A 26,818-nucleotide genomic window follows, 5' to 3' on the forward strand; every position below is an offset into this window, starting at 1 on the left:
CGACCCGGAGTCTGACCCAGCCCATGCTGTGCACCCTGCGGTGGGGGAGGCGCAAGTGCCCGCGGCCATCGATCGAGTCGAAGCCGTATACCACTCGCACCGCATGAGCCCCATCGACCCTCGCGATGGCATCGACTGGGGCCTGGTCGCCGCGTTCCGCAGCCAGGCGTCCGACCAGCTGAGCGCTGCGGTCGGGCAGGACCGGTCGCTGGATCCGCCAGCACAGCAAGAGTTGGGACGGTCGATCATTCTCGAGCTGTTGTCGAGCGCGGCCGCAGACGCCGTGTCGGCCGGTCGGGAATCATGGCCCGTCAGCCAGCAGGCGGGCATGGCGGATGCGGTGTTCAACGCGTTGTTCGGGCTAGGCCGCTTCCAACCCCTGGTGGACGACGAAACGATCGAGAACATCGAGGTATACGGCAACGACAACGTGCTGTTGGAGCACAGTGACGGCACTCTCCGTGACGGCCCGAACGTGGCCGAAGACGACCAGGAGCTGCTGGAGTTCATCAGCTTCCTCGGGAGCAAGTCCGGCAATGGGCGGCCGTTCTCCGAGGCGCAGCCGCGATTGCATCTGCGGCTGGACGGAGGTGCCCGCCTCGCCGCGACCGCGTGGGTCACCCCGCGTCCCTCCATCGTGATCCGCCGACATCGGCTGCGCGACACCGACCTGGGGCAGCTCGCCGAGACCGGCATGCTCAGTCAGCTGCAGGCAACGTTTCTGGAGGCGGCCGTTCGCGCCCGGCTGAACATCGTGGTCTCCGGGGCCCAGGGTGCCGGTAAGACCACCTTGGTCCGTGGGTTGTGTGCAGCGATCGACCCGTGGGAGAAGATCGGCACCTTCGAGACCGAGTACGAGCTCTTCCTGGACGAACTGACGCACAAACACAAACGGGTGATCGCCTGGGAATCTCGACCAGGATCGGGCGAGGTCGGAATGAACGGTCGCCAGGCGGGCGAGATCACCCTGGACGACCTGCTGATCGACAGCTTCCGGTTCATCCTCGGCCGCACCATTGTCGGCGAGGTCCGGGGCCGGGAGATCTTGTCGATGATCAAGGCGATGCAGTCGACCTCGGGATCGATCAGCACCACACACGCCGCCAATGCCCGGGCCGCGATCCGCAAACTCATCACCTGCGCGATGGAGGCCGGGAACCACATCTCCGAGGGGTATGCGACCAGCGCGGTCGCCGGGCACATCGACCTGATCGTCCAGCTGCATCTGCAGACCGCGCCGATGACCGAGGCCGGCGGCCGCCGCCGGCGATGGATCTCGGAGATCATCTCGGTCGAGCCGGGCGAGCTGGCCACTGGTTATGCCACCCAACAGGTCTTTCGGCCGCGGGCTGACGGCCCGGCCATCGCCAGCGTGATGCCCGAACACATTCGAAACGCACTCGCCCCAGTGGGATTCGATGTCCGCGCCTTCGAGGCCGAGTGCCGGCTACACGCAGGTCTTGCGTCATGACGGCGCTGATCCCGGGTCTGGCCGGTGCCCTGGTCGTCGCCGGCATGCTCGGCGCGTTCCTGGGGCTCCGCCCCGCACCAGAGAAGCCACCCGCACCAGCTCGGACGCGCGTCCCCCTACCAACGCGACTGGGTCGAATGTCCCCGCGAACCCGAGCGCTGCTGCTCGTCGGGGCTGGTGCGGGTCTCACCGTCGCGTTGTTGACCGGGTGGTTCGTTGCGATCGTCGCCGTGCCGGCGTTCATCGTCGGCCTGCCCGTCTTGCTCGCGGCACCACCCAGCACCGTCGAGATCGGCCGGCTGGAGGCGTTAGAGGAATGGACCCGATCCCTGTCGGGCGTGTTGACCGTAGGCGTCGGTCTCGAGCAGGCGTTGATGGCAACACTGCGATCGACCCCGGAGGCCGTCCGGCCGGAGGTTGGTCGACTGGTGGCTCGCCTGGGCGCGCGGTGGAGCACAGAGGACGCGCTGCGCGCCTTCGCGAACGACCTTGACGACACCACCGGCGACTTGGTGGCGGCCAACCTCGTCCTGGGCGCGCGGCGTCGAGGCCGCGGCCTGGCCAGCGTGCTGGAATCGCTGGCGGAATCGGTGGCCGCTGATGTGCGTGCCCGTCGGCAGATCGAAGCCGACCGCGCCAAGCCACGAGCGACCGCTCGCTGGGTCACCCTGATCACCCTCGGGGTCTTGGTGTTCCTCGCCATGACCGGCCGGTACGTCGCCCCGTACGGGTCGCCGGTCGGTCAGGTCATCCTCCTGCTGCTGCTGGGCGCGTACGTCGCGACCTTGATGTGGATGCGGACCATGACCCGCGGCAGACCGTTGCCCAGGTTCATCGGCCTTCCGCCGGAGGGGAGGGGCCCATGACGACCGGGTTACAGCTGGCCATCGCGGGCGGGGGGCTGGTCGGTCTCGGGGTGGCGGGGCTGATCTGGCGCCTCGTGCCCGCCCACCCCGACCTGGGCGATGCGCTCGACCGGCTCTCCCCGACCCCTGTCCGGCGTGGCCCTGCCGATGCCGTCGCCGCTCCCGCGGACACGCGTGAATGGTTGGGGCAGTGGGCGATGAAGACCCTGCCGGCCGGCGCCTGGGCGCGCGTGCCGCACCAGGAGCTCGCACTTCTGCGGACACCCGTGACGCGCTTCTATGGCGAGAAGGTTCTCTTCGCCGTGGTCGGTCTGATCGTTCCGCCGTTCCTGATCACGTTCTTTCGCGTGATCGGGCTGCAGCTGCCGTGGGTGATCCCGGTGGTTGCGACCCTCGGTTTGGCGGTCCTGATGTTCTTCCTTCCCGACTACAACGCCCGCGACGACGCGAAGAGAGCTCGCGACGAATTCAACCGCGCACTGGGTGCCTACATCGATCTGGTGGCGCTGGAACGCAATTCAGGATCCGGGGCGCGCCAGGCCATGGAGGTCGCGGCGCAGGTGGGGGACAGCTGGGTGTTCCGCAGGTTGAGCGAAGAACTGACCCGGTCCCGGTGGTCCGGCGAGGCGCCGTGGGAGGCGATTCGGACTCTCGGCCATGACCTCGGTGTGGCCGAGCTGGAAGACCTTGCCGACATCCTGCGGTTGTCGGGGGAGGAAGGCACCCAGATCTATGCGCAGCTCCGCGCCCGGTCGGCCTCGATGCGCAGCGCGATGCTCACCTCCGAACTGTCGAAGGCGAACGAGATCGGCGAACGGATGAGCATCCCGATGAGCCTGCTCGGGGTCATCTTCATGGGCCTGCTCATCGCGCCCGCTCTCCTGCGCGTGATGGGAGGTGGCAGCTGATCGTCCGCTCACGGTGCAGCACCAACCGTTGGCCAGACCGTCATCAACCCGGCTTCCGCCGCGGAGCCGATCCCTAGGGAGGAACCCACATGAACTTTTTGATCGCCGCACTGCACACCCTCGGTGTCCGCGTCCAGGACCACCTCGACGATGCGCGGACCACGCTGCGAGACAACCGCGAGCAAGGCTCGGTCACCATCGAACAGGTGCTCTGGGCGGTCGCGGTGATCGCCTTCGTCGGCATCGTGGTCACCGCCATCACCACGTATGTGACCAACAAGTCGAAGAACATCAAGTAGGCCGGGCCTACGGAAGACGGCATGACCAGGGTGCTCACCCGGCTCAGGCGACGAGCCGGAGCACAGCGTGAGCGCGGGTCCAGTTCCATCCAGATGGTGATGCTCCTGCCGGCGCTGTTCGCCATCATGTTCCTGGGCCTGCAGGGTTCGCTGTGGTACCACGCACGCTCGGTGGCCATCGCCGCGGCGCAAGAGGGCGCCCGGACCGCTGGCGCACACAACAGTTCCGCGGACGCCGGGATCAACGACGCCACGTCCTTCATCGCGGACGCCGGTGGAGCTGACGTCCTCGCCGGCGCCACCGTCACCGGGAACCGATCAGCGGTGACCGCCACCGTCACCGTCCGCGGATCCTCGATGAGCGTCATCCCGGGTTGGACCATCACGGTCCGCCAGAGCGCGTCGGTCCCGGTGGAGAGGCTCACCGGATGAGGCGCGCGACCGCCCACCACCGCCTCGATGAGGGCTCGGCCGCCATCGAGGCGGCCATCGGGGTACCCGCGTTCATGCTCTTCGTCCTGTTGGTCATCTTCGGCGGGCGTGTAGCCCTGGCCCACGAAGCGGTGCAATCCGCGGCAGCAGACGCTGCCCGCAGTGCGTCGCTTGCTCGCACTCCAGGTCAGGCGCAACACGACGGCACCAGCCGAGCCGCGATGAGCCTGTCCGCGCAAAGCGTGCACTGCGTGTCCCAAGAGGTGAGCGTGGACACCTCCGGCTTCGCCGCCCCGGTCGGGACACCCGCGACGGTCACAGCGAAGGTCCGCTGCACCGTGGACCTCTCAGACGTCTCGGTGCCCGGGGTCCCCGGGTCGATGACGATCACAGAAACCACGACCAGCCCGCTCGACACCTATCGACAACGATGAGGCGCCTCTGGGGCCGACGCGACGGCGGCCGTGAACGCGGGTCGGTGAGCATCTTCATGGCCTCCGCAGCCTTCGTGATGATCGTGATCGTGGGCCTCGCAGTCGACCTCGGCGGGCAGGTCGCCGCTCAGCAGCGGACCCGGGACGTGGCAGCGCAGGCTGCTCGGGCGGGCGCGGAGCAGGTGCTGGGCGGGCCCGCCGTCGAGGGTCAGGACGTCCAGATCGACTCTCGCGCTGCGGCCGAGGCGGCTCGCAGCTATCTGGCCGCCGCGGGTGTGACCGGAACGGTGACCACCTCCGCGAACGACACCCTGCAGGTCACGACCTCCGCGGACTATTCGACAAAGTTCCTGTCGCTCATCGGTATCGCAAGCCTGCACGTCACCGGTCACAGCACCGCGCGCCTCATCCGCGCGCAGAACGGAGCACCCCGATGAGTGCCGTCCGCGTCCGTCTTGCTGGGTTTATTGCCGCGTCACTGATGCTGGGCGTGGTCGTCGGCCTCCCCATCGTGCTCGTGGCCGTCGGAGCAGATCCAGCACATCTCTCGGTCCCGACGGTCAACGCGGTCGAAACCGGGCTGATGAGCCCCGATGACGGAACCTTGGCGTTGTCTGCGATCGCGGTGATCGCTTGGGCGGCGTGGGCCGTCCTCTCCCTGTCCATCCTGGTGGAGATCACCGCCCGGGTCCGCGGTGTGCGCGCGGTGCGTCTGCCCGGGATGCAGCTGCCGCAATCGGCTGCTCAATATCTGGTCGCCACAGCCATGCTGCTGTTCTCCGTGTCCCCCATCGCGGTGCAGCCGGCCCTGGCGGGGTCGGCATCGTCCGCGCCGATGGTGGCGTCAGCCGCGACCTCGCAGCCCGGGCGGGTTCAAGCACGAGCGGCCACACGGGAGACCTCGAGCGCGGCACCGGAAACCGCCACCGCCTTGAGGGACCCCTCACCGAGGACGAGCGGGACCGTGCAACACACCGTGCGTCGGGGGGACACGCTCTGGTCTATCGCCCGAGACCACCTAGGGGACGGCCGACGCTACCCCGAGATCGCGGCCCTCAACCGGGTCCGACTAGGCGACAGGCCGGGCTTCCTCCAACCCGGGTGGGTCCTGCAGCTGCCCGCCGCGCCGACCAACGCGACCACGGCCGCCGGGCGCACCGTGACGGTGCGGAACGGTCAGACCCTCTCGGGCATTGCCGACCAGCAGCTCGGGAATGCCGCGCGGTACCCAGAGGTCGCCGCCGCTTCCAGAGGCGTTGTCCAGCCGGACGGGGTGCGTCTGACCGACCCGAACCACATCGAAGCCGGCTGGACTCTCGTCATTCCGGACGCGGCGCCGAGACATGACCGGGCAACCGATCCCAGGAGCACCGCGCCGGCGCACGACCCGACGGCCAAGGACCGGGAGACGTCCCCGGCGCCACCGCGTACCGCGCCGGAGAACACTCCGTCCACGGCCCGCCGCGACCCAGGACGAGCTCTGACCCGGCCTCGTTCTCGCGCCCAGAACGCGGACCGAGCGAATGGCGAGCGCACCAGCGTTGCCCCCTGGGCGCTGACCGGCTTGACCGGGGCGGGTGCGGTGCTCGCCGGGTCCGCGCTGCTGGTTCTGCGCCGTCAACGCCGAGCGCAGCTGCGAGCCCGCCGACCGGGACGGACCATCCCCGTTCCGAGACCGGCGATCGTGCCGGTGGAGAAGACCATCACCGCGGTGGGGTCGACGACGGCAGCGACCGTCGAGCAGATCGACGCCCTACTGCGCAACCTTGCGGCCGAGGCCAAGGCCGCTGACCTGTGCATGCCGGCCGTTGCCGCCCTCGAGCTGAGCACCGAGCACGTCGCGGTGCACCTCAGCACAGCCGGTGCCCTACCCGAGCCGTGGGACGGAACGCCTGATCAGCTGCGCTGGGCGCGTGCCACCACCCCGGGCGAGCGCATCCAGGTCCCCGAGAGCCAACCGGCGCCCTACCCGCTGCTGGTCACGGTGGGGGCCGATGACGACGGCCACCAGTGGCTACTGAACTGCGAAGACCTCGGGGCCATCAGTCTGACCGGGGATCCCACCTATGCGCGCGATTTCGCTCGCTACCTGACCGCCGAGTTGGCGCTCAACCCGTGGTCAGAGGAGGTCACCGTCGACTGTGTCGGGATCGCCAGTGAAGTGGCCCCGCTGAACTCCCGGCGCATCCGATTCCAGCAGTCTGCAGGCGACGTCGCCGCCGAGGCCATCGCCGATGCTGCGGCCATGGTCGACCGCGCTGACGCACACCAGGTCGACACGGCCACCGGACGTGGCATGACGGCAGACGACGACGTGTGGGGTGCTCGCCTCGTTCTGCTCGACGGGGCCACAGGCGAAAACCGCCGTGAGGTCGACCAGCTTCTGGAAACGGTGGAACAGCATCCGGGAAAGACCGGCACCGCCGTCGTCGTCTGCGGCCACCGCGACGGGACCACTGCTCGCAGCCCCATTGTTCTGGACTTCAGCTCGACCGGTCGGCTGAGAGTGCCGTCGGCGGGGCTCGACCTGGTCGCGGTCGGTCTGACGGTCGACGAGGGCGCGGGCTGTGCAGCCCTGTTCGCGCAGAGTGAGGTCCTGGACGATGTCCGGGTCCCGTGCGATGAGGACGCCTCCGAGGGATGGCGGTCGTTCACCGACGGGGCCGGCGCGCTCCGCGGCCAGTACACGAGGCCACGTCACGATCGAAAGGACGAGACCGCGGGCAGCGCTCTGGAGGGCGACGATGCCGCATACATCGAGGCCGCCGCGACGACCGCGGCTGACCTGAACGCGCTGGCTCCGCAGGTCTCAGCGTCCGTGCGCGAACAGGTGGAGGACGCTGACCCCAGTCTTGACGATGAGGTGACCGCCTGGCTCAGTGAGGACTGCCCGCTACCGCGGCTGACCCTGCTTGGACCTGTGCGAGGAAGGACCCACGGCGACGCCGTCGCGGTCGCTAAACGCAAGTCGTACGCCACCGAGTTGTTGGCGTACTTGGCGCTGCGCCCTCACGGGGTAACCCCGGCGCAGCTCGCAGACGTCTTCAACGTCGGCGATGGTCGCGCTCGCAATGACATCAAGATGGTCCGTGACTGGCTCGGCACGAATCCGCGGACCGGCACCAAGCACCTTCCCAATGCGCGGGAGTCCACTGCGGCCAAAGCCCGCGGCGTGAACGTCTATGTCGTCGAAGACCTATTGGTCGACGTCGACCTCTTTCGGCGGCTCCGAGCACGGGGTCAAGCCCGAGGCCGCGACGGTATGGACGACCTGGTCAGGGCACTGCAGCTGGTCACCGGGCAGCCCTTCGATCAGCTGCGGCCAGGAGGATGGGAATGGCTCGCCGGCGGTGACCGCATCGACCACCACATGAACGCCGCCATCGTCGATGTCGCGCACCTCATCACCGTGGCGGGCCTGCAGTCGGGGGACCTCGCCCGCGCCAGGGCCGCGACTGAAATAGCGTCTGCAGCCGTTCCCGACTCGGAAGTCGCCAAGCTGGACCTCGTCGCCATCTTCGAAGCCGAGGGCCACCATGACACCGCCCAGCAAATCCTGCGCGACGAGGTTTACAACCGCTCGGACGACGGCGGAGGCCCTCCGGAGCTGTCCGACCGAACCCAGACAATCATCCGCAACCGCGAATGGTTGAACCCCGGCCGTGCGGCCAGCTGATTCGACCTCTCATCTCCGGTCCCGGCTTGAGGGTGCACAGCCTCGACAACAAGACATGGGGCGGCGAAGTGAGCGTATTGACGTGGGCGTTGGGGTTGCGTCATGCGCAGCGGGACGACTTGACCCCCAATGTCAGCGGTGGAGCCGAGGCTTCCTCGATACGGCGGCTTCGCGCCAGGGGCACGGGTCGGTCAGGACGTAATATCGAACTCATGTTCGAATACGCTGGGCGGGGTGAGCCAGTCCCGGACAGAGCGCACGTGGCGACGGCCGCGCACGACCCGGCATGTGTGGGTCCGTTCACGGGACCTGCATCCGCACCAGCCTCCGGATCAGGGGTTGGTCGTGGCTTGGAGGCGCCAGTCGTGGGCGTGGGAAGCGCTGGTGGTGGTTGTGCGGTTGCGGCCAGGCGAGGAGCCGGTTGTGGTGCAGCGTTGGATTCCCGCGGCGGAACTGCGGCCCGTTCCAGCGGACCCAAACAGGGCGTGGGGCCTGCGCTAACCGACGTCAGCCGTGAAAGGGGCTCGTGGGCCGAGCGCCTCACTCAGGTCCGGCGGTTCGAGCTCGTCGATGGGGCAACGTCCCGGTGATCACTGTCGAGGTCGGGGCGGGGAAGGACGTCGCCTCGCGCCTGGGCAAGGCGGGCGCAAGACGGTAGACCCCCTGCACGGAAAAAGATCTGCGACCGGGGGTACGCGTGATTTGCCCAGGTCAACAGCACATTGCTGGCTACGTACCTCCGTCGTACCCCCTCGACCAGCCGGGTCGGAGGTACGCATCGGGATACGAGTTGTCATGAACCTCTGTCTGTCCGATTCGACAGACAGGAGTCCCGGCGATGAGCGTTGCAGACTGTCTCGGCCTGGCAAGAAACAGCGAGCTGCTGGCGCAGGCGGATGAGGCATGGCCGGCGTGGTGCCGACAGCATCCGAACCTGCGCGTCGCGACCGATACCACCACCTTGCGGTGCTGGCTGAGGCAGTCGACCACCGCGGACGCGGACGCGGTGTTGCTGGGACTCGCTCAGCTGGCGGCCGCAGATGGCGGCAACGATTCCGCGGCAGCGGCCACGCTGGCGTGGGCGTTGCTGCCCGCTGCCTGCACGTTGGCGCACCGGCTGCGCACCCTGAGCCCCACGATCGACCAGATCGTTGCGAGCGAGTTGTGGTTGGAAACTCGCACCTTCCCGTGGCGCCGTCTGACCAAGGTGTCTGCCAACATCCTGCTCAACACTCGGGCCGGTGTGCTGCGTGAATGCGACGCTCGGTCGCAGTTGAAGCGGTCGGACCCGACGTGGTCGCATACCCGCCCTGTCGATCCTTACGGTTCATTCTGGGCGCGTCAGGCAGCAGCCGAGCTCGACGCCGACGACCCCGCACAGGAGCTGTCCGAGCTCCTGGAGTGGGCCTGCCGTCACGACGTCATCACCCCTGCCGATCGCTCGCTGCTGCTGCACCTGGTGCAGGCCGGGGGCCGGTCGGGGACCACGCGGACGGGGCGTCGCGCCGGAGGCTTGATGGCGAATGACACCACCGACGCCCTGGCACTCCAGCTCGGAGTCTCGGCACGCACCCTGCGTCGACGGGCCCGGCGCAGCATCGATGCGCTGGCGGGTGCGTGTGCACACGGGGAGGCCTCGGCGTGAACGTCCTCTGGTCCTCACACCCGCTGTCGCTTACAAGAGCCGGCGAGGTGCAGATTCCGCCGGCGTTGTCGCACGCCGACGACGGAAGTGCCACCGTACGTGCTGCCCACCATCACCATCGGAGCCGCCGGGCGCGTGGTGCCGGACCAACGTGGCAGCAAGTGATGATCTGGGCAGTCACCACCTGCTTGCTCATGATGCGGCACGCCGACATCGGTCATGGGGTCGTCCGTGCAGCGGGTGGACGCAGATGAGTCAAGCGCTCCAGGAACGGTCGGCTGCGGTCTCGGTGGCGGAATTGAAGCGGGCCTGGTCGGCGGTGCGGGCCGGTGACTTTCGTGGTCCGCCGCGCTTCGGTGAGAACACGCTGCGGGCCGCCTCGCCACCGGCCGCGACCCCTGACTGGCATCCCGCTACCGGTGACGTTGTCGTGCCGGTGCTGGGCTGCTGCGGATCGTCCGGGGCGACCACGTTGGCCGTGGCGATTGCGACCGCGGCGGGATGTTCCGCGCGCGTCGTGGAGTGCGCCTCCGTCACGTCGTCCGGATTGGTTGCTGCCAGCAGCGCCGAACTGGGCAGCGAGGAACGCGTGTGGTCCCGTGGTACCCGCGGTGAGGTCGTCCTCGAGCGCTTGGCCGTGGTCGTGACCAGCGTGGGGGAGGTTCCACCCCCGCCAACCTCGGACCGGCTCGGCGAGCTGACCGTCCTCGACATCGGGTGGGAGATCGGCCAAGTCCTGGGGACGCCGAGCTGGGTTGCCGACGTGGTGCGGGACGCACCCCACCTGGTTCTGACGACCACGGCCACCGTGCCCGGCCTGCGCCGCCTCGAAGGCGCCCTGAGTCTGCTCGACGGCGGCAAGGTGTGCGCGGCGGTGCTGGGCCCGCAGCGCGCGAAATGGGCCAAGAGCGTCCAGCACACCGCCGAGCGCGCGGTGGAACGGCTGGACAGCAAGGGCGCGTTCTTCGCGATCCCGCACGACCGGGCCCTCGCGCACGACGGCCTGACCTCGGCTGCTCTTCCCACGCCGCTCCTGGACACAGCACGCCGTCTCCTGGAGCGACTGCTGGACCACGACCGCACCGTAAGGACACCGCACTCATGAACCGGACGAGCACTCAACTGGTCACTCTTGCGACACGCGTCTGCCCGAAAGCGCCACCAGGTGCGTCGGCGCCGATGAACGACATCACCGGCTATGTCATGTGGGGCGTCATCGCACTCATGAGCCTGGGGATGTTGGTCGGTGTGGGTGGCGTCGTCGCCGGCCGGGTCTTCTCGATGCCGCACGCCAGCAAGATGTCCGTGGTCGGCATCTGCGTCGTCTTCGGCGCCGCGATCGCCTACCTGGTGCTGCCCGGAGCCCTCACCGGCATCGTCGGCCAGGGCTGTGTGTGACATGGATACATCGGCTGACACACCGTTCACCTGGGGCCGTCGGCGCCTGCTGGGGGTGCTGGCCGCGGCCGCGACCGCCGCCATCGCCGTCGTGCTCGGCCTGGTACTGGCCGTGTACTTCGCCGTCGACGGCGTCACCTCCGCCGGTCCCACCGGCACGCCAGCGGCCGCCCCGCACGGGACAGGTCATGCGCTGCCTACCGGGTTCGCTCATCGGGACGCTATTGCGGCCGCCCCGATGCGGACCGTGGATGCGACCGCCGCTCAACCGGCACCACCCGCGGCCCGCACCGCACCCACCATCGACATCCCCGCCGGTGCGTCGCCCGGTCCAGCAGGAGTAACCGCGGGGTTCCCGCTCACCCCGGTGGGGGCCATCGGGCAACTCGCGGCCATCGAACAGGTCGTCCTGCAGGACATGAGCACGCAGGAAGCCGCTGTGGTGCACGACGCGTGGGCGTTGCCCGGAGCACCCGATGTCGCGCAGTGGGCGTTGATGCGTGACGTGCAGTCCTTCTTGGGCGGCGCCCAGATGGGCAGCACGCTGGACCCGACGAGCACCGTGATGGTCACGCCCGAGGGTGCGCAGGTCAAGGGCACCGACGGGTCGGACTGGGTGCTGGCCTGTGTGCTGATCACGGTGCGGGCCACGATCACCCGCGACGCTTCCATGGCGTATGGCCACTGCGAACGCATGCAGTGGCACGGTGGCCGCTGGATGATCGCGCCTGGGGCCGCTCCGGCGCCGGCGCCCTCGACGTGGCCTGGCAGCGACGCCAGCCGCACCGCAGGCTGGCGCACCTGGGTGGGCGGGGGTGACGACTGATGCCCGGCCTGCCCGGGGTGCCCAACCCCTTCCAGTGGCTGGCCGGTGCGGCGGGACAGGTCGTGGCCGATGGCTGGATCATGGCCATGCTCGGCCTGTGGAACGCGGGTCTGTGGTTGCTGCGGCTGGCGTTGAACATCGAGGACGCCTTTCTGACCCCGGACCTGCGGGAGAACGGCCCGGGGTCGCAGGTCTACGGGTACACGTTCTGGATGGCCGGATCCCTGGTTCTGGTCATGGTGATGATCCAGCTGGGCGCGGCCGCGGTCCGACGCGACGGCAAGAGCATTGTCACCGCGCTGATGGGCACCGGTCAGTTCTGTCTGGTGTGGTCCTGCTGGGTCGGCGGCGCGGTCACCGTGCTCGCCGGTGCCGGGGGCCTGACACGGGCACTGATGACGGGCCTGCTGGGGGTGCGCGCCTGGTCGGCGTGGCACCCGTTCCACGCGGTCGACACCACCCACCTGACCGACGGCACGGTGGCCACCGTGCTGGGTGGCATGGGGTGCCTGCTGTGGTTGGCCGCGATCGGGCACCTGCTGGTGATGTTGACCCGGGCCGGAGCGTTGGTGGTGCTTGCCACCACGACCCCGCTGTCGGCGGCGGGCTTGGTGTCCGACGTGGGGCGGGCGTGGTTCTGGAAATCATTGCGGTGGTTTCTGGCCGCCGCCTTCACCCCGGTGCTGATGGTGCTCGTCCTGGGCATCGGGGTGCAGCTGACGACCGGGGTCGCGACCGGGACGGCCGGCACGACGCAGGCCGCGATCGGCACCGCGGTGCCGAGCGTGATCCTGGTGCTGATCGCCTGCTTCTGCCCCTTGGCCCTGTTCAAACTGCTGGCGTTTGTCGACCCTGGCACCACCTCGGGGGCGGCGTTGCGCTCGGGTCTGGACGCCCAAGGTGGGTTGCAGGGTCTGCTCAGCGGCAACGGCGGGAGCGACGACGGATCCGCCATGGCGTCCAGCGCGGACCAGAACGGAACCTCTCAAGGGGAAGCCACGGGCCAGGATTCGACCGCGGGTCGCTACACCAAGGGCCAGAGCGGAACCCTGCAGGCCGCGGGCGCAGCCCTAGGGGGCATGGCCACCGCGGGGCTCGGCGCAGTGCATTCTGCCGGTACCCGCGGCGCGGCGATCGGCGCTGACCTCAGCAATCAGATGGGCGTCGGCCACAGCACCCACCACCCGGACATCGGCGCCACCACGCAGCGAAACAACCGCAGCGGTACTGCGGGTGGCGAATCGGGCGGGGGTGACACCGGTGGCAACGGTGGGGGAGACGCCACCCCCGATGCAGCGTCCGGCCCGTTGTCCGGACCGTCGACCGGCCCTGCCCAGTCCACTGACTCCCAGCAGGCACTGACCACCCCTGGACACGCCGCGCAGGGAACGATCCCGCCGGCACCCACAGCCCCGGGGACGCCGGGCACCTCCCCGACGGGCGACCCGGACGGCCCGAAGGGCAGCCCGCGTCCCCCCAAGGGCGGTACCGGTGGGTCGGGCGGTGCAGGGGGCGCCGGGGCAGCCGGCGGTGCGGGCGACGCAGCCGTCGTCGCGGTGTGAACAACGAGGAGCACTGAAATGGCAGCGATCTACCGCGACTATTCACGAGACCGCATCGGGTGGTTCTTCGGTCTGACCGGATGGCAGGCCGGTGCGCTGGCCGTGGCGGTGCTTCCACCGTGCTGGGCGATGTCGCGCGGTGCGTGGGTCTCGGTCGGGGTCTTCGTCCTGCTGTGGGTCGCGCTGTTCGTCATCACCGTCACCCCGGTGCGTGGTCGCTCCTCCGCAGGCTGGGTCGGCGCCCTGACCCGGTCCGCGGTCGGCGGACTGCTGGGGTGGACACGGTTCCGCAGCGCAGCAGTGTCCGGCGACATCGGCGATCTGCGGGACGTGGACCTGCCCGGGGTGCTGCAGGGGATCCAGATTCACGATGGTCCGCCAGAAGGTCGCTCGTCGGCCCGGATCGCGGTCATCCAGGACCACGCCACCAAGACGTGGGCCGTGACGGCCTCGATCGTGCACCCGGGGATCGGGTTCACCGAATCCATCGACCGGTTCCAGCAAGGCACCGGCCTCAGCGACTTGCTGGATACGGCGATGCGTGTCGACCTCATCGCGGAGGTCATCTTCGTGGTGCGCACGGTCCCGGATGACGGGGCCGAACGGGACCTGTACGTGCGACGACACCGTCGCGACGGGCCGGACCTGGCTCGTGTGGTCAACGACCAGCTGCACGCGGGGTTGTCGGCAGCCGGTGTCCGCACCGAGGCGTTCTGCACTCTGGTTGTTCCCGAGTCGCGCCTGAAGAACGCAGCCAAGGAGACCGGAGGAGGTCTGGATGGGCGGTGCCGGGTGCTGTACGGCCTGATGGCTGAGATCGAATCGCATCTGCGCGGCGGAATGGCGATGACCAGCGTCACCTGGCTGACGTCCCCCGAGCTCGCCCTGGCATGTCGCACAGGCTTCGCTCCCGGGGACCGTGCGAGCATCATCGACGCCCTCGCCGCGCGCGAGCACGACACCGCGGTCAACGCGCACGTCCCATGGGCCATGGCCGGGCCCTCGGGCGCCGACACCGCCATCCGGCATTACAGCCACGACGCCTGGAACTCCATCAGCTCCACCATCAAGCTTCCCGTCAAGGGCGCCGTGATGGGAGCGTTGGCACCCGTCCTGACTCCCGGCGAACCGGGCGAGCGGCGCACCGTCATGGTCTGCTACCCGATCGTTCAGCAATCGCGCGCGCACCGGCAGCAGGGCAACTCCGAGTGGGCCGCCGACGTGGCCGACGCCCTTCGCGCCAAGGCCAAGGTCAAAACCCGGGCACAGCAACGCGACGAGGCCGCCACCGTGCGTGGCCGGGATGCCAAGCTCGCCCGCGGCAACGCGCTGATCCGGCCGTACGCGGTGTGCACGGTCACCGCCCCGAAGACCGCCCGCATCAGCGAGTACGGCCGGCGTCTGGACGCATCGGTCCGGCGATCCGGCTTCGCGCCGCTTCGTCTGGACGTGGCGCAGGACGCGGCGTTCGCCGCCTCGACCATTCCCTTGGGCGTCAGTCTTGCCCGCCCCAGAGGCACCTGACACCCCGACGAACGGTGCACACCGAGATCGGCGCCTTCGACTCGAGGGCAACGGCGCCGCGTGACGGCCACCACCCGGCGCAGCGCGCCTGCCTCGTTGGCTCCATCTCCCACGGCGCGCGTGCCACCACACTGCGAAGGAGACACACCGATGAGGAAGGCAACGGCGCAGAGCGGTCGAACGATGGCACGCCTGCTGCACGACTTCGGGCACGACCTGCCACGCATGCCCGCACCCGAGACGCCCCAGAGGAGCCCCCGCCTGTTCCACTACGCCGCCCGCGGAGGTGCGGCACGGCCTGGCCGCGGGTGGGCACCTGCGACAGCGCCGGTGTCCTCCTGGCGGATGACCTCCGATCAAGCGCCCGTCTGGTGGCCGTTCGTCGCAACGCCCGGTCTGCCGCCCACCGGCGCCCAGATGGGCATCGACCAGCTGAGCGGCGGGTCCTTTTTCGCCGATCCGTTGGGATGGGTCCTGGACGATGAGATCTCGGTGACCAACCCGAACATCATGCAGTTCGGCAAACCAGGACGCGGCAAGTCCGGCAACACCAAGGCCTTCTGCCTGCGGATGATGGACTTCGGCTACCGGACCCTGATCCTGGGCGACCCCAAGGACGAGTACGAGAAACTGTGCCGCGCGTTGGGCGTTGAGCCGTTTGTCATCGGCCCGGGGTTACCGGCCCGCATCAACCCGCTGGCGTTCGGGCCCCTGGGCCAGGGGTGGGCCTCGCTGTCGGCCGCGGAGGCGCACCGGCGGACCGCGATCATCTTCGGACGGTGGCTGACGCTAGTGCGCGGGCTGGTCGGGTCGCAGCGCATCGGGGAGCACCGTGTGCCGTTCGGACCGTCTGATGAGGTGGTGGTGACCACCGCGCTGCGCCGGCTGACCGGGTACAGCACCGGCGCGTCGCAGCTGCGGGAGACCACGATCCCGCAGTTGTGGGACGCGTTGAACACCCCCACGGACGACCTCGTCCGCGACTGCCGGTACGAGTCGGCGGGCCACTTCCTGAACGAGACCCGCCTCCTGCGCGATGCGCTGGGACAGCTGGTGTCCGGTGCCTTGGCTGGCCTCTTCGACGCGCACACCACCGTCGACGTCGACTGGAACGCACCCATCCAGAGTCTGAGCCTGTCGCGGTTGGACGCCCTGGGTGATGACGCGATGGGCATCGCACTGACCTGCCTGGGATCCTGGGGGCGTGGGATGCGCGAGATGGCGTCCCGGGGGGATCTGCGCATCGTCGTACGCGACGAGGTGTGGAAGCAGTTCCGCCTCGGCCCGGAGGCGGTGAAGGCCTACGACGCCGACCTGCGGCTGTCCCGCGCCACCGGTGACATCCAGTGGGCCAACGCGCACAAGCCGTCGGATCCGATGTCGGCCGGAGACCAGGGCTCGCAGGCGGTCGCGATCGCGAAGGACCTGATGCACCTGGCCGACGTCAAGATCCTGCTGGGCCAAGACGGTGCCGTCGCCGATGAACTGGAGCGCCTCCTTGACCTCGGCTCCATCGCCCGCGATCTGATCACCGGCTGGGCCATGCACGGCATGGGCCGAGGCCTGTGGGTCGTGGGGGAGCAGATGTACAAGGTGCAAACCGTGCTCCACCCGTTCGAACGCGACCTGACCTTCACCAACGACGCCATCGAGTCCGCGCGCTGAGCCCATGAAGAAATTCCTCCTGGGCCTGGCGGTGGCAGTGACCCTCACGACCGCTGTGCCGTTGTTCGCGGTGATCCTCGTCGTCGTCGTGGCATCACCGGCGGCGGGGGAGGTCATCGCAACGCAACAGTGCCAGGGCGATCCGACGACGGCCACCGGGTCCTGGCGGGTGCCCACCGCGCAGCACTACGTCATCACCTCCGGCTTCGGGCCGCGTCCCTCACCCGGTGGGATCGGGTCGACCTATCACGAAGGTGTCGATATCGCGATGCTTCCCGCACCGGGGTCCGTGCTGGCCGCGGCAAGCGGCAGGGTCAGCGTTGCCGGTCCGTATGGCGGCCTGGGTAATGCCGTCGTGGTGGACGACGGAGACGGAATCAGCACCACCTACGGTCACCTGGCGCGGCTAGACCCGACCGTCCGTGCCGGTGCGACGGTGACGATGGGTCAACGGCTCGGCGCGGAAGGGTCGACCGGGAACTCGACAGGTGACCACCTGCACTTCGGCGTCGCGCAGGACGGGAAATACATCGACCCCGTTCCCTTCATGAGGCAGCACGGTGCGCCACTGGACGGTCGGGCCGTCCCGGCCAGCGCGCCGTCAACGGCGACGCCACCGGCGAACCACGCACCGGCCGACCCGGCCGGTGAGGGCGGGATCGGTTTCCCCCTCCCGCTACCGGGCCAGCCCCGCCGGGATTCCGTGCACGCTCCACCGCTGCCCATCCCTCCTGCGGTCCAGGCCGACTTTGAGCGCGCCGCGACCCGGTACAAGATCCCCTGGACGCTGCTGGCCGGTATTGGCATGGAGGAGACCGGGCAGGGCCGGAACGAGGCGACCTCGTCGGCCGGCGCGGAGGGACTCATGCAGTTCGAGCCCAGCACCTGGGCCCGGTACGGGGTCGACGGCGATGGCGACGGAAGGGCGGTCATCACCGACGACGCGGACAGCGCCATGTCGGCCGCCAACTACCTCACCGCGGTCGGCGTCACCCATGGGACAGACGGCGTCCGCCGTGCGATCTTCGCCTACAACCACGCCACCTGGTACGTGAACGACGTCCTGTTCTACGCGGCCGCGTACGGCGGCGGCGAAGTGCTCGGCGACCCCATCGACTGCGGCACCGGTCGGGGAAGCGGCAACCCAGGACTGCCGCCGATCGCCACCTCACGGGTGGGGATGGTGCTGACCTGGGCCGAACGGCATCGGGGCGATGGGTACGTGCTGGGCGCCGATGGTCCGCACGTGTGGGACTGCTCGAGCTTCAGCGCGGCGGCCTACCGCCGGATCGGGATCACCATGCCGCGAACCGCGCAAGGACAGCAGGAGTGGCTGGCGGCAGGCAACGGGTTCCGCGTCGCACCCCGCGCCGCCAAACCCGGGGACCTGGTGTTCTTCGACTCCTACCTCGGACCAAATGTCATCAGACATGTGGAGATCGTCCTCAACCCTGCGACGCATGCGGCGATCGGCGCGCAGAACCCGCAGGTCGGAGTAGCAATGAGCGACTACGCCGAAGACCTGCGGACCAGGCACATCTTCCAGGTGTGGCGGGTCGGCAACATCAGCGGCTGAACATGGCCGTCAGGACGCTGCACATCCCTTCGGGTCGGCGAGTCCACGGAGGAGACACGATGCAACGATCCCGCCGCCGAGATCCGATTCCATGGACCTGGGAAATCCCCGCCGCGATCATTCTGGCGATCCTGGCGGTGCTCACCGTCGGCGCACAGTTGGGCCGATCATGCGCCAACGCGCTCTCCGGTGCGGGCTGGGCGTGGGTACCGAGCGCCCACCTGGTGACGAGCCTCCCCGGCGTCCTGGAAGGTCACGCCGACGGCGGCCTACCCACGATGCACCACGTCGCGAGCCCCCACCTGCTATGGGGGTGTGTAATCGCCGTCGAGCTGACGCTGGGCACGACGGTGTGCTGGGCCGCCAAGGTGGTGGCCGACCGCTGGGGGCCCACCCGGCTGCGGGGGATGGCAAGCCGTGCCGAAGCGGAACAGTTGTTGGGGCGCGCACGCCTTCGCGCGGTCGCACCCGTCATCCGGCCAGACCTGTACGGCCGGAAGCGATCGTGGTGAAGGCGCGCCATGTACGTCCCGTCGAAGTGGGCTGGAGGATCGGCGCCGCCCGCGAGCCGCGCGGCAGCGAACTGTGGCAACCCTGGGACCGCACCGCGGGGGTGATCGGACCGCAGGGCTCCGGCAAGACGCTGGACCTGCTAGTCCCGGCGCTGCTCGGGGCACCCGGCGCAGCGTTGGTGACGCTCACCAAACTCGACGACCTGTTGCTCAGCATCGGAGAGCGCCGTCGACGCGGCCGGCCCTGCGTCGTGCTAGACCCGTTCGGTCTGGCCGACGGGCTGCCGGAGCTGACGTTCGACCCGGTGGCGGGGTGCGTGGACTCCATGCTGGCCGAGCGCCGTGCGAAGGCCTTCACGGCTGGCACGGTGAAGGGGGCGATCCAGGGCGGCCAAGCAGACGAGGCCGCGCGTTTCTACGCCGCGGAGGCGGCCAAAGTGCTGCAGGCCTACTTTCACGCGGCGGCGCTGACCGGCAGAACTTTGGAGGACCTGCTGCGCTGGGTCGCCAGCCCGCTCAGCACCACTGACCCTTCGGAGATCCTGCGCGAGCATCCGCACGCTGCGCCGTTCTGGCACGGCCTACTTCACGGTGCGCTGCACGGGGATGACCGAACGGCGGGTAACACCATTACCACCGTGCAACAGTCCATGAGCCTGTTCTTCCAGCAGGACATCCGTCGCCGCTGTGTCCCCGGAGTGGACCGGCCGGCCACCGACATCACCCAGATCATTGAGCAGCGCGGCACGATGTATCTCCTCGGCCGGGAGGACCCGTACGCCAGTGCTTCGCCACTGATGACGGCAGTCACCGAACACGTCCTGGACACGGCCCTTGCCGTCGCTAACCGCGCAGCCTGGGGACGCCTCTGCCCACCGTTCCTAGCCTGCCTTGATGAGCTGCCGTCCACTGCGCCCCTGCCGACCCTGCGGACCCGGATGGCCAACGAGCGTGCTCTGGGGTTGTCGTTCATCTACGCCGCCCAGACCTGGCGTCAGCTGTCGTCGATCTTCGGTGAGAACGACGCACGGGCACTGTTTGGGTTAACGAACACGCTCGTGTTGTTCGGCGGATCGAAGGACGTGGCGTTCAATCAGGAGATCAGTGACCTGGTCGGCACGGTCCGGGTCGCGCGCACCAGCTGGCAGACCGGTGTGCGGGGTGGCCGCACCACTTCCGGCGAAGACATCCCGATCCTGCGGCCGGAGGAGATCCGTCAACTGCAGGAGCGGCACGCCTTGGTGATCGCCGAGAATGGCAAACCCATCGTCGCCCGGCTGAGCCGATGTACGGATGGAGCCCTGGGCCGACGACTTCTGGCGAGGCAGGAGGAGTTGCGGAGGACGGTGGAGATGGCCCGCGGCGCGGCGGCCACGCCGGAGGACCGGGCTGACGCTGCCCTCGCGGAAGCGCGTCGTCGTGGCCTGACGCCTCACCGGAATCAGCCGTGAACGCACACGCCGTGGACCCGCCAGCGGCCGCCGCGATGGTGCAGCCGTTCCCCGAGGGCGGCCGCCTGCTGAGGCTGGCCTACCGAGAGTTGGCGATCGCCGCGCAGGGCAACGAGGACCAGGTCGCCGCGCTCGGTCCGCTCAGTGAGCTTCCGCGCCCGTGGGATCCCGCGACGTGTCGTCGTTCCGACCTGCGCGTGCAGCTGTGGGCGTGGCTGGAGCTGGTCGTTCGATGGCTCAACCGGGAGTACGTCTGGGATGTCAGCACAATGATCCCTGCCTGCTGGCCGCAGCACCCCCACCTGGTGCGGGAGATCGCCCTCTTGGCCGACCAGCGCCGCCGAGCGGGCGCGGCTCTGAGCAGTGACGCGATGGAGGAGTGGAGTCGCTACGCCCTGCCGGCGTTTAGCGACCGGATGCGGTCCCGGCTGAAGGATCATTGCGAGGAGGGTCATCAGGTCTGGCCAGCGCGCAGCCGCTACGTCCGCCAACTCGGCGCTCAGTCGGTGGGCGACCGGCAACGGGTCTACGACGCCGATGCGAGGACCACCGCCCGTGGTCAGAAGACCGACGAAATCACGCACCAGAACTCGACCAGGCGTGTGTCAGTAGACCTAGACACCGGCGAGATCAGCGACAACTTGGACACCCGTTAGACCTGAACTCGGCCCCACCAAACTCTGGCGCGTGGGCTCGATCAATGCAATAGCTGTTCTCCTTGATCGGGATAAGCACACTTATCCCGATCATGGCCTAAAGTGCTGAGATGACGTCCTGGGAGTCGATTGCCGCCCAAACCGCACCACCGGCCACCTGGCAGGTAGTGCTCACGGTGGTGGGAACCCTTGCAGCGGTCATCAGTACGATCGCGGCAGTCTGGGGGATATCGCGTACAGCACGGGCGGCCGAGGAAGCCTCCAGGCCCGTGATGTCGGCTGAGTTGCGCACGCTCCCGCTGGTCCGTGGCACCACGGTGCTGGTGGTGAGCAACCGTGGCCGTGCGCTGGCGCGCAACGTCCGTGTCCAGTTTGCTCCTGAGCTGCCGCCTGCCGAGCGGAGCGAAGCCGCAGGAAACGTCTTGCTCGCGTTCCTGAGTCGACGTTTCGCCCGCGCCTACCCCACGATCGCTCCAGGCGCTGAACTACGGAATCTGTACGCCCAGGTGGTGGGCAACGGCAATCGTGAAGATGCGCCCAACGACCTCACGGTTCACATCAGCTACGAGGGCCGATCCCGCCGGTGGGGTGGTCCGAGGGTCTATGACGACCGCTACGACCTGACACTGGACCTGTTTCGTGATTCGACCAGCACGAACAGAAATGTTCAGTCGACCGAGGACGCAGCGAAACTGACTGCACAGGCCGTCGAGACGTTGGCGCACCGATGGGGATGATTGCCGCATCGCCGCCGACCCAATTGTCATCGGGTCAGGTAGATCAGGCCGCGTTACGGGCACTCCTTCTCGATGCTGAGGCGCCCGCGACTCGTGAGGCGTATCAGCGAGATTGGGTGCGCTGGCAGGCCTGGTGTGATCGCACCGGGTTCGTGAGCTTCCCCGCGGTCGCTGCAGATGTCGCGGCGTACCTCCAGGAGGCATCCCGGGTAGAGCGTCCGGGCGGCGTGGGGCCGTATGCGGCGTCGACGTTGTCGCGGTGGGTCGCCGGGATCGACGCGGTGCATCGGGCGGCCTCTGATGAGCGGCCGGAGTTGGTGGTACCGGGTCAGACGGTGCTGGTACGACGGACACTGTCAGCGATCCGCCGCCGGCGCGCTGCGGATCGGTCTACCCCGGCGCGGAAGCAGGCGTGTCCGTTGTCTCGGTCTGATCTGGTGGCAATGATGCATCGAATGGATATGTGTCATTGGCCCGCGGGTGTTGCCGCCCGGCGGGACGCGGCGGTGTTGCTAGTCGGGTGGGTCGGTGCCCGCCGGTCGGGGGAGATCGCGAACATCCGCGTGCATGACGTGACCTGGTGCGTCGACCATGTCCAGGTGCGGATCCCGGTATCCAAGACCGACCAGGGCGGGCAAGGGCACACCGTGGTTCTCCCGAGGGCGGATTTGGAGCCGGCGTTGTGCGCGCCGTGCGCGTTGCACCGGTGGATCACCCTGCGGTGCGCGATCTGGGCCGCGGGCCATCCCCCACCCGGTGTGGATGAGACGTTGCTGGCGCCGTCGACGGTGGCCCGGCACCGTGGTGCCAGGGAAACCACAGCAGCCATGTCCGTGGTGCTGGCCTGGCAGCCGACCACAAACACACCGGTGCACGTGTGCGGCACCCCACCCGGCACGGGCCCAATTCGGAGCGAGGCGATCCCGCTGGAGTCACGCCTACCGGGCCACGGCGCAGACCGTCTCTTCACCGCGGTGCACCGCACCGGGCGCCTTTCCGACCGCATGTCCAGTGAGGTTGTCACCGATATCGTCACCCGCGCACGGCGCGCAGCGGACCTACCGACCGAGGGCTATTCCTCGCACAGTCTGCGGGCCGGGTTTGTCACCACCGCCGACAAGGGCGGCGCGGACATCATGGCCATCCAGCAACAAACCGCGCACCGCACCCACGAATCCGTCGCGGTCTACCGCCGGCGCAACAATCCCAGCGACGGCAACGCCGTCCACGCCCTCGGCCTCTAACCACCCACGACGGACAAGCGGCTGATGACGACGCACGACTGGGACCTGTGGACCTGGTGGTCCGCCACCAGGGGTTCGCCACCCATCCCTGCTCAATGGGACGACGTGCGCGCGTTTTTGGCCGATATCCCCTGCGCACCCTCGACCGCCGCGCGGCGGATCAGCGCGATCCGCGCGGCTCACCTCCGCGAACGCGTCCGCATCACCGGAGAACCGGAACGGCCTGCACCACCACCGCCGGTGCTCGAGCGGTCAGCGGTTGGGGACGTGCTGCACACCATTCCCGTGTACGGGTTTCCCCACGGGTTCCGCGGGCGTCGCGACGCCCTGGTCATCGTGGCCATCTCCCTGGGCATGACCCCCGCACAGATCGCCGCGCTCACCCCCGCAGATGTGGCCACCTACCCGCTGCCCGCGATCGGTGGCCAGGACCTGGACTACGACCCCAACCACGGACTGCGCTGCCCCGCCTGCGCTCTGACCCGATGGCTGCGCGCTTTGTCGGCGTGGCGAGCACAGCTGCACGACGCACAGTGGCGTGCCCTGGAACTGCTGGTGGAAGACACCCCGGTGAACGCCCGCACCCACGACTGCGCCATTGAGGTCCCCGACAGGTGGCACCACACAGCCACCCTGATCCCGCCCATCGACCGTGCTGGCACCCCCGACCTGCGCTATCCGGTCACGACGCGCACCATTACCACCATCCTGCGCGACCGGATTCAACCCACGGCAGCCCCAGTGCTATCAGACCAGAGCGAGAGCCCTCGCGCACCGCACGGACCGGCCGCACCTGCGCCTACCCCACGTGACCGTTACGACGAATTGCGTGCCATCGACGAGGCCCTTGATCGCTTGGACGCCGTGCTCGACCGGGTCGAGGACGGGAAGCCGTGGCCAGGGGACGGTCCCGCAACTTCGAAAAGTAGTTACTCAAGTGGTCACTCATCAGGTCGGGCGGATTTGTCGGATGCTGCGACGAGGATGGCCTGGCGGGTGCGTGATCCCCCGCCAGGCCCTACCGGGGGAGGAGCCCCAGCGATGAATGACGATACGAGATCTCGACGACGCTAGGACGATCAGATCAGGGCCGGCGCGCTGGGCGTGCTGGGCGCGCTGTGCGGGATCGTGCTGGTGGTGATGAACGCACCGGCCCTCGCGATCGACACGGCAATCCTTATCGGTCTGGTCGCGACAGTGTTCGCGGTGTCGCTCATGGTGGGCCGGGGGCAACGGGGGAGTGGCCGATGATCTGCGAACCGTGCCAGGTGCCCGGTCACACCGCCGATGACTGCGACGACGCCAAATGCACGCAGCTGATGTACGCGTCGTGCCCGTGCCAGCACCGGCCCGTCCAACACGCCGGCGCGCACACCGGCCCTGACCGTGACACTAAGGAGTCGCAGTGACCGCCAAGGCGCCCGAGGAAGAAGCCGTGATTCGACGGGCTGCGATGTCCTACAAAATCGAAGGCACATACCCGGTCAGCGGACCCTGATCACCGGCGGTGTGCTGACGGCCATCGGCATCATGGCCGTCTGGTGTGCTCCCTCGCCTCCGCCCCGACGTGGCTCAGCCCGGGCTTCCTCCTCGGCGGGATCGTGCGGTGGCCGGAAAAGCCAGGTGCCGTGGCGGGCGGCGTCGAGCTCGTTTAACGCAGCCGATGTCAGCTCCAAACCACGCAGGCGGCGCGATTCGGCCCGGCGAGACTGCCCCAATGAAGTTCAGCGGCTGGGTGTTGGTGGGTGTGTGTTCCGACTGCAGTTTGGTGACGATCAGGTGTATGAAGAGCGCATCACGCTGTGGCGGGCCGATGACATGGATTCAGCCATCGAGCAGGCCGAAGCTGAGGCGCTCGATCACTGCTGACCGGCCGAACTTCCCCCCAATCGACCTAACTAAGTCGCCGTACGGCGACCGCTTGGCGCATGTCTCGCACGAGCATCTTGTCGTCGATGAACGTCACTTCTGGCCGGTAGGCATACCGGTACTCGTAGTAGTACTCGCTCTGGCGCCAGGTTGAGCCCCTCAGCTGGAGGACATCGCGCCGGCCCAGGTGCTGCGCGAGCAGCGGCTCGACCAAGCTGGTCCGGCAGCGATCGCCGCCGCTCGCGCCTTCGCCACTGAAGGATGACGCAGGGCGCAGCTCGGCCTGAGACAGTCACGGTCGACCAGCACTGATAACGCAGCGTCGATTCCGGTGATCGTAACCCGGTGCGCGGAACGGGCGGGAAGCGACTGACTACTTGATGATGGCGTCGACGGTCTTCTTCAGCGCCGATGGCTGAGCCGGTGATCGCAGCGCCTTGTCCTTCATCTTGGCCATCTGAGCACCAATGTCCTGCAGCGTTTTTCGGCTCAAGCCCCCGCGAACCTTCGGGAACCAGTCCTTCTCCTCCTCATCGATGTGGTGGGTGACGTTCTCGATGAGGACGGTCGTCTTGGCGTCAAACCGTTCGTCCGAGGGCTGCATGCTGAACAACTCCATGCACAGCACGTCCGCGACGTGGTGCTCCTCGTAGGACTCGAGCACGTCGTCCTCCAGGTCCGGCAGCAGGCGGCGCACCTCGGGGTACATCACCTCGTTCTCTAGGTAGGTGTGCACCGTCAGGGCCTCAACGATCTTGGTGACCAGGTCACCCTTGGTCTTCGTAGCGTTTTCACCGGCGTCCTGGAACTGCCGGAACAGCTTCTTGATCTGCTTGTGGTCGTCTTTGAGTAGAACGATGGCATCTGAGCTCATGAGCGATCTCCCTTATGACAGCGGTACGCGGACTGCAGGTCTGTCGCTGACACTAGCTACTTAATGGGCGGCTGGGCTCAGACCAACCGTGCACGCGCACCCCTCGCGGCACAGCGAACTCACGTGAACTGCTCGCGTCGGTTGAGCTGTCCGATCGTGGTCGGTGCTGACCGCCACACATCGTGGAGACGGGAGGAGTGGTCCATGACGCCGGCCGAGGTGTACTACTTCCGGCGGCGTTTCATCAGGGCGCAACGCGCGTCCACGCGGTACCACTCCTTGGTGTGACCAGGCAGCGACTCCCACCCGCGCAAGACGGGCGCGGACACCGGGGATCAACAACAAGAGACCAAAAAACGGTGTGGTGCCTATGGTCGATCCGAGCCAGGACAAGCGACGAGCCATGTCCTCAACCTCTGATCATCGAGATCGCCAGGGCCGTACGTTGGAGAGCGGGAGAGATTTTGACGCCGGTAAGACCCCCCCCTCAGGACCTGCTTGATGGCGGTGCCTACCTCTACGGGCGCGGCGCCGGCGTACGGCCGGCTCAACCTGCCACCGGGCGGGCAAGGACCACGATGTTGTCGAGGTAGTGGTGCGTCGCGCGATCGAACGGCCCACCGCACGTGACGACGGCGAGCGTCCCCGGAGCAGTGGGGCTGAAAAGGCGGGCCGACAGACCAGTGGACTTCTTCAGGACCCGCCGGGTCGTGACCCGGTAGGTGTAGTAATGGCCGTTCGCGGCGCGCAGGACGATCGTGGCGCCCGCGGGGAGGTCCTGCAGGTGGAACAACGTGCCGGGTCCCTGTTCCGCGGTGTCGACGTGACCGTCCAACACCGTGGTGCCGATCTGTGATCCGGCCAGCGCACTGGCCTGCCACCACCCGACGACGTGCGGATCCTGCGGCACGACAAGCGAGCTGACGGCGTCCAGCTCAACCTTCATTAGCGGCGCGGAGACGTGCAGCGAGGGGATCGTGATGCGCACCGGGGCAGCGGGAGAACCCGCGTCCTGCACCGGGACGATCCCCGGCGCAGGAAGCGATGACGTGCTCGTCGGACCCGGCGGCGTCGCTGCCGAGGACGCCACCGACCCGAAGTCGCGCGGGACGGCGTGCGCCGAATAGTGCGACAGTGCGACGCTTTCGACGCCGACCGCAGCGACGAGCAGTCCGGCCCCGAGCATCAGCAGC

The 26,818-nt window shown here is 68.4% G+C and carries 24 protein-coding genes; 22 read left to right on the forward strand and 2 right to left on the reverse strand.

All coding sequences use genetic code 11. The features are described from left to right. The first annotated feature begins 103 nt into the window (after positions 1-103). The 22 genes from J4030_RS15170 (at position 104) to J4030_RS15270 (ending at position 23,956) form a co-directional block, all read left to right on the forward strand. Positions 104-1,471: a CpaF family protein gene (locus tag J4030_RS15170; RefSeq protein ID WP_243763437.1), complete on the forward strand. Its 1,368-nt coding sequence runs from the start codon at positions 104-106 to the stop codon at positions 1,469-1,471. A gap of 137 nt (positions 1,472-1,608) precedes the next feature. Next, positions 1,609-2,337, forward strand: a complete 729-nt coding sequence (locus J4030_RS15175; RefSeq protein ID WP_243763438.1) for a type II secretion system F family protein — start codon at positions 1,609-1,611, stop codon at positions 2,335-2,337. Beyond that, positions 2,262-3,245 carry a type II secretion system F family protein gene (locus J4030_RS15180; protein ID WP_307864723.1) on the forward strand — a complete coding sequence of 328 codons (984 nt, stop codon included), beginning with the start codon at positions 2,262-2,264 and terminating at the stop codon, positions 3,243-3,245. The genes J4030_RS15175 and J4030_RS15180 overlap by 76 nt, the downstream gene beginning before the upstream one ends. An 89-nt stretch (positions 3,246-3,334) precedes the next feature. Beyond that, on the forward strand, positions 3,335-3,544 hold the full coding sequence (locus tag J4030_RS15185) for a hypothetical protein (RefSeq protein WP_208050075.1): 210 nt from the start codon (positions 3,335-3,337) through the stop codon (positions 3,542-3,544). Positions 3,545-3,565: 21 nt separating this feature from the next. Continuing rightward, the gene (locus J4030_RS15190) at positions 3,566-3,976 is read left to right on the forward strand and encodes a TadE/TadG family type IV pilus assembly protein (protein WP_208050076.1); all 411 of its coding nucleotides are present in this window, start codon (positions 3,566-3,568) and stop codon (positions 3,974-3,976) included. After that, positions 3,973-4,410, forward strand: coding sequence for a TadE family protein (locus J4030_RS15195; RefSeq protein ID WP_208050077.1), 438 nt, complete (start codon positions 3,973-3,975; stop codon positions 4,408-4,410). The genes J4030_RS15190 and J4030_RS15195 overlap by 4 nt, the downstream gene beginning before the upstream one ends. A gap of 44 nt (positions 4,411-4,454) precedes the next feature. After that, positions 4,455-4,847, forward strand: a complete 393-nt coding sequence (locus J4030_RS15200; protein WP_307864724.1) for a pilus assembly protein TadG-related protein — start codon at positions 4,455-4,457, stop codon at positions 4,845-4,847. Continuing rightward, a complete protein-coding gene (locus J4030_RS15205) occupies positions 4,844-8,086 on the forward strand; it encodes a LysM peptidoglycan-binding domain-containing protein (RefSeq protein ID WP_208050079.1) in 3,243 nt (1,080 codons plus the stop codon). Before J4030_RS15200 ends, J4030_RS15205 begins: the two co-directional genes overlap by 4 nt. 838 nt (positions 8,087-8,924) lie before the next feature. Next, positions 8,925-9,731 carry a hypothetical protein gene (locus J4030_RS15210; RefSeq protein ID WP_208050080.1) on the forward strand — a complete coding sequence of 269 codons (807 nt, stop codon included), beginning with the start codon at positions 8,925-8,927 and terminating at the stop codon, positions 9,729-9,731. Between the two features lie 250 nt (positions 9,732-9,981). Beyond that, on the forward strand, positions 9,982-10,836 hold the full coding sequence (locus tag J4030_RS15215; RefSeq protein ID WP_208050081.1) for a hypothetical protein: 855 nt from the start codon (positions 9,982-9,984) through the stop codon (positions 10,834-10,836). A gap of 74 nt (positions 10,837-10,910) precedes the next feature. After that, positions 10,911-11,129 carry a hypothetical protein gene (locus tag J4030_RS15220; protein WP_243763439.1) on the forward strand — a complete coding sequence of 73 codons (219 nt, stop codon included), beginning with the start codon at positions 10,911-10,913 and terminating at the stop codon, positions 11,127-11,129. A gap of 1 nt (position 11,130) precedes the next feature. Beyond that, positions 11,131-11,955: a hypothetical protein gene (locus J4030_RS15225; protein WP_208050083.1), complete on the forward strand. Its 825-nt coding sequence runs from the start codon at positions 11,131-11,133 to the stop codon at positions 11,953-11,955. Further along, positions 11,955-13,517, forward strand: a complete 1,563-nt coding sequence (locus J4030_RS15230) for a hypothetical protein (RefSeq protein WP_208050084.1) — start codon at positions 11,955-11,957, stop codon at positions 13,515-13,517. Before J4030_RS15225 ends, J4030_RS15230 begins: the two co-directional genes overlap by 1 nt. Before the next feature lie 18 nt (positions 13,518-13,535). Then, a complete protein-coding gene (locus J4030_RS15235) occupies positions 13,536-15,041 on the forward strand; it encodes an SCO6880 family protein (protein ID WP_208050085.1) in 1,506 nt (501 codons plus the stop codon). Positions 15,042-15,191: 150 nt separating this feature from the next. Continuing rightward, positions 15,192-16,706 carry an ATP-binding protein gene (locus J4030_RS15240; RefSeq protein WP_208050086.1) on the forward strand — a complete coding sequence of 505 codons (1,515 nt, stop codon included), beginning with the start codon at positions 15,192-15,194 and terminating at the stop codon, positions 16,704-16,706. A gap of 4 nt (positions 16,707-16,710) precedes the next feature. After that, a complete protein-coding gene (locus J4030_RS15245) occupies positions 16,711-18,282 on the forward strand; it encodes a M23 family metallopeptidase (protein ID WP_208050087.1) in 1,572 nt (523 codons plus the stop codon). A gap of 59 nt (positions 18,283-18,341) precedes the next feature. After that, positions 18,342-18,794 carry a hypothetical protein gene (locus J4030_RS18110; RefSeq protein ID WP_243763440.1) on the forward strand — a complete coding sequence of 151 codons (453 nt, stop codon included), beginning with the start codon at positions 18,342-18,344 and terminating at the stop codon, positions 18,792-18,794. Beyond that, positions 18,788-20,245, forward strand: coding sequence for a TraM recognition domain-containing protein (locus tag J4030_RS15250; protein ID WP_307864725.1), 1,458 nt, complete (start codon positions 18,788-18,790; stop codon positions 20,243-20,245). The genes J4030_RS18110 and J4030_RS15250 overlap by 7 nt, the downstream gene beginning before the upstream one ends. Then, positions 20,242-20,901, forward strand: coding sequence for a hypothetical protein (locus J4030_RS15255; protein ID WP_208050089.1), 660 nt, complete (start codon positions 20,242-20,244; stop codon positions 20,899-20,901). Before J4030_RS15250 ends, J4030_RS15255 begins: the two co-directional genes overlap by 4 nt. A gap of 110 nt (positions 20,902-21,011) precedes the next feature. Further along, a complete protein-coding gene (locus J4030_RS15260) occupies positions 21,012-21,638 on the forward strand; it encodes a hypothetical protein (RefSeq protein ID WP_208050090.1) in 627 nt (208 codons plus the stop codon). A gap of 116 nt (positions 21,639-21,754) precedes the next feature. Further along, positions 21,755-22,882 (forward strand): tyrosine-type recombinase/integrase, encoded by a 1,128-nt coding sequence (locus tag J4030_RS15265; RefSeq protein WP_208050091.1) that lies wholly within the window; start codon positions 21,755-21,757, stop codon positions 22,880-22,882. 24 nt (positions 22,883-22,906) lie between these two features. Continuing rightward, the gene (locus J4030_RS15270; protein ID WP_208050092.1) at positions 22,907-23,956 is read left to right on the forward strand and encodes a hypothetical protein; all 1,050 of its coding nucleotides are present in this window, start codon (positions 22,907-22,909) and stop codon (positions 23,954-23,956) included. Between the two features lie 1,168 nt (positions 23,957-25,124). Here the strand turns inward: J4030_RS15270 and J4030_RS15275 are convergent. Next, positions 25,125-25,625: a hemerythrin domain-containing protein gene (locus J4030_RS15275; RefSeq protein WP_208050093.1), complete on the reverse strand. Its 501-nt coding sequence runs from the start codon at positions 25,623-25,625 to the stop codon at positions 25,125-25,127. Positions 25,626-26,172: 547 nt separating this feature from the next. Next, on the reverse strand, positions 26,173-26,811 hold the full coding sequence (locus J4030_RS15280; protein ID WP_208050094.1) for a class F sortase: 639 nt from the start codon (positions 26,809-26,811) through the stop codon (positions 26,173-26,175). Positions 26,812-26,818 lie beyond the last annotated feature (7 nt).

The organism is Allobranchiibius sp. CTAmp26 (assembly GCF_017565405.1).
In the GTDB taxonomy this organism is placed as follows: domain Bacteria; phylum Actinomycetota; class Actinomycetes; order Actinomycetales; family Dermatophilaceae; genus Allobranchiibius.

What these genes read in the sequence shown, in the direction of transcription:
- J4030_RS15270 (WP_208050092.1), top strand. Translation starts at nt 22,907, where the DNA reads ATGACGACGCACGACTGGGACCTGTGGACCTGGTGGTCCGCCACCAGG.
- J4030_RS15245 (WP_208050087.1), top strand. Translation starts at nt 16,711, where the DNA reads ATGAAGAAATTCCTCCTGGGCCTGGCGGTGGCAGTGACCCTCACGACC.
- J4030_RS15220 (WP_243763439.1), top strand. Translation starts at nt 10,911, where the DNA reads ATGAACGACATCACCGGCTATGTCATGTGGGGCGTCATCGCACTCATG.
- J4030_RS15205 (WP_208050079.1), top strand. Translation starts at nt 4,844, where the DNA reads ATGAGTGCCGTCCGCGTCCGTCTTGCTGGGTTTATTGCCGCGTCACTG.
- J4030_RS15170 (WP_243763437.1), top strand. Translation starts at nt 104, where the DNA reads ATGAGCCCCATCGACCCTCGCGATGGCATCGACTGGGGCCTGGTCGCC.
- J4030_RS15235 (WP_208050085.1), top strand. Translation starts at nt 13,536, where the DNA reads ATGGCAGCGATCTACCGCGACTATTCACGAGACCGCATCGGGTGGTTC.
- J4030_RS15185 (WP_208050075.1), top strand. Translation starts at nt 3,335, where the DNA reads ATGAACTTTTTGATCGCCGCACTGCACACCCTCGGTGTCCGCGTCCAG.
- J4030_RS15175 (WP_243763438.1), top strand. Translation starts at nt 1,609, where the DNA reads ATGTCCCCGCGAACCCGAGCGCTGCTGCTCGTCGGGGCTGGTGCGGGT.
- J4030_RS15225 (WP_208050083.1), top strand. Translation starts at nt 11,131, where the DNA reads ATGGATACATCGGCTGACACACCGTTCACCTGGGGCCGTCGGCGCCTG.
- J4030_RS15195 (WP_208050077.1), top strand. Translation starts at nt 3,973, where the DNA reads ATGAGGCGCGCGACCGCCCACCACCGCCTCGATGAGGGCTCGGCCGCC.
- J4030_RS15230 (WP_208050084.1), top strand. Translation starts at nt 11,955, where the DNA reads ATGCCCGGCCTGCCCGGGGTGCCCAACCCCTTCCAGTGGCTGGCCGGT.
- J4030_RS15215 (WP_208050081.1), top strand. Translation starts at nt 9,982, where the DNA reads ATGAGTCAAGCGCTCCAGGAACGGTCGGCTGCGGTCTCGGTGGCGGAA.
- J4030_RS15190 (WP_208050076.1), top strand. Translation starts at nt 3,566, where the DNA reads ATGACCAGGGTGCTCACCCGGCTCAGGCGACGAGCCGGAGCACAGCGT.
- J4030_RS15210 (WP_208050080.1), top strand. Translation starts at nt 8,925, where the DNA reads ATGAGCGTTGCAGACTGTCTCGGCCTGGCAAGAAACAGCGAGCTGCTG.
- J4030_RS15260 (WP_208050090.1), top strand. Translation starts at nt 21,012, where the DNA reads ATGACGTCCTGGGAGTCGATTGCCGCCCAAACCGCACCACCGGCCACC.
- J4030_RS15240 (WP_208050086.1), top strand. Translation starts at nt 15,192, where the DNA reads ATGAGGAAGGCAACGGCGCAGAGCGGTCGAACGATGGCACGCCTGCTG.
- J4030_RS18110 (WP_243763440.1), top strand. Translation starts at nt 18,342, where the DNA reads ATGCAACGATCCCGCCGCCGAGATCCGATTCCATGGACCTGGGAAATC.
- J4030_RS15280 (WP_208050094.1), bottom strand. Translation starts at nt 26,811, where the DNA reads ATGCTCGGGGCCGGACTGCTCGTCGCTGCGGTCGGCGTCGAAAGCGTC.
- J4030_RS15275 (WP_208050093.1), bottom strand. Translation starts at nt 25,625, where the DNA reads ATGAGCTCAGATGCCATCGTTCTACTCAAAGACGACCACAAGCAGATC.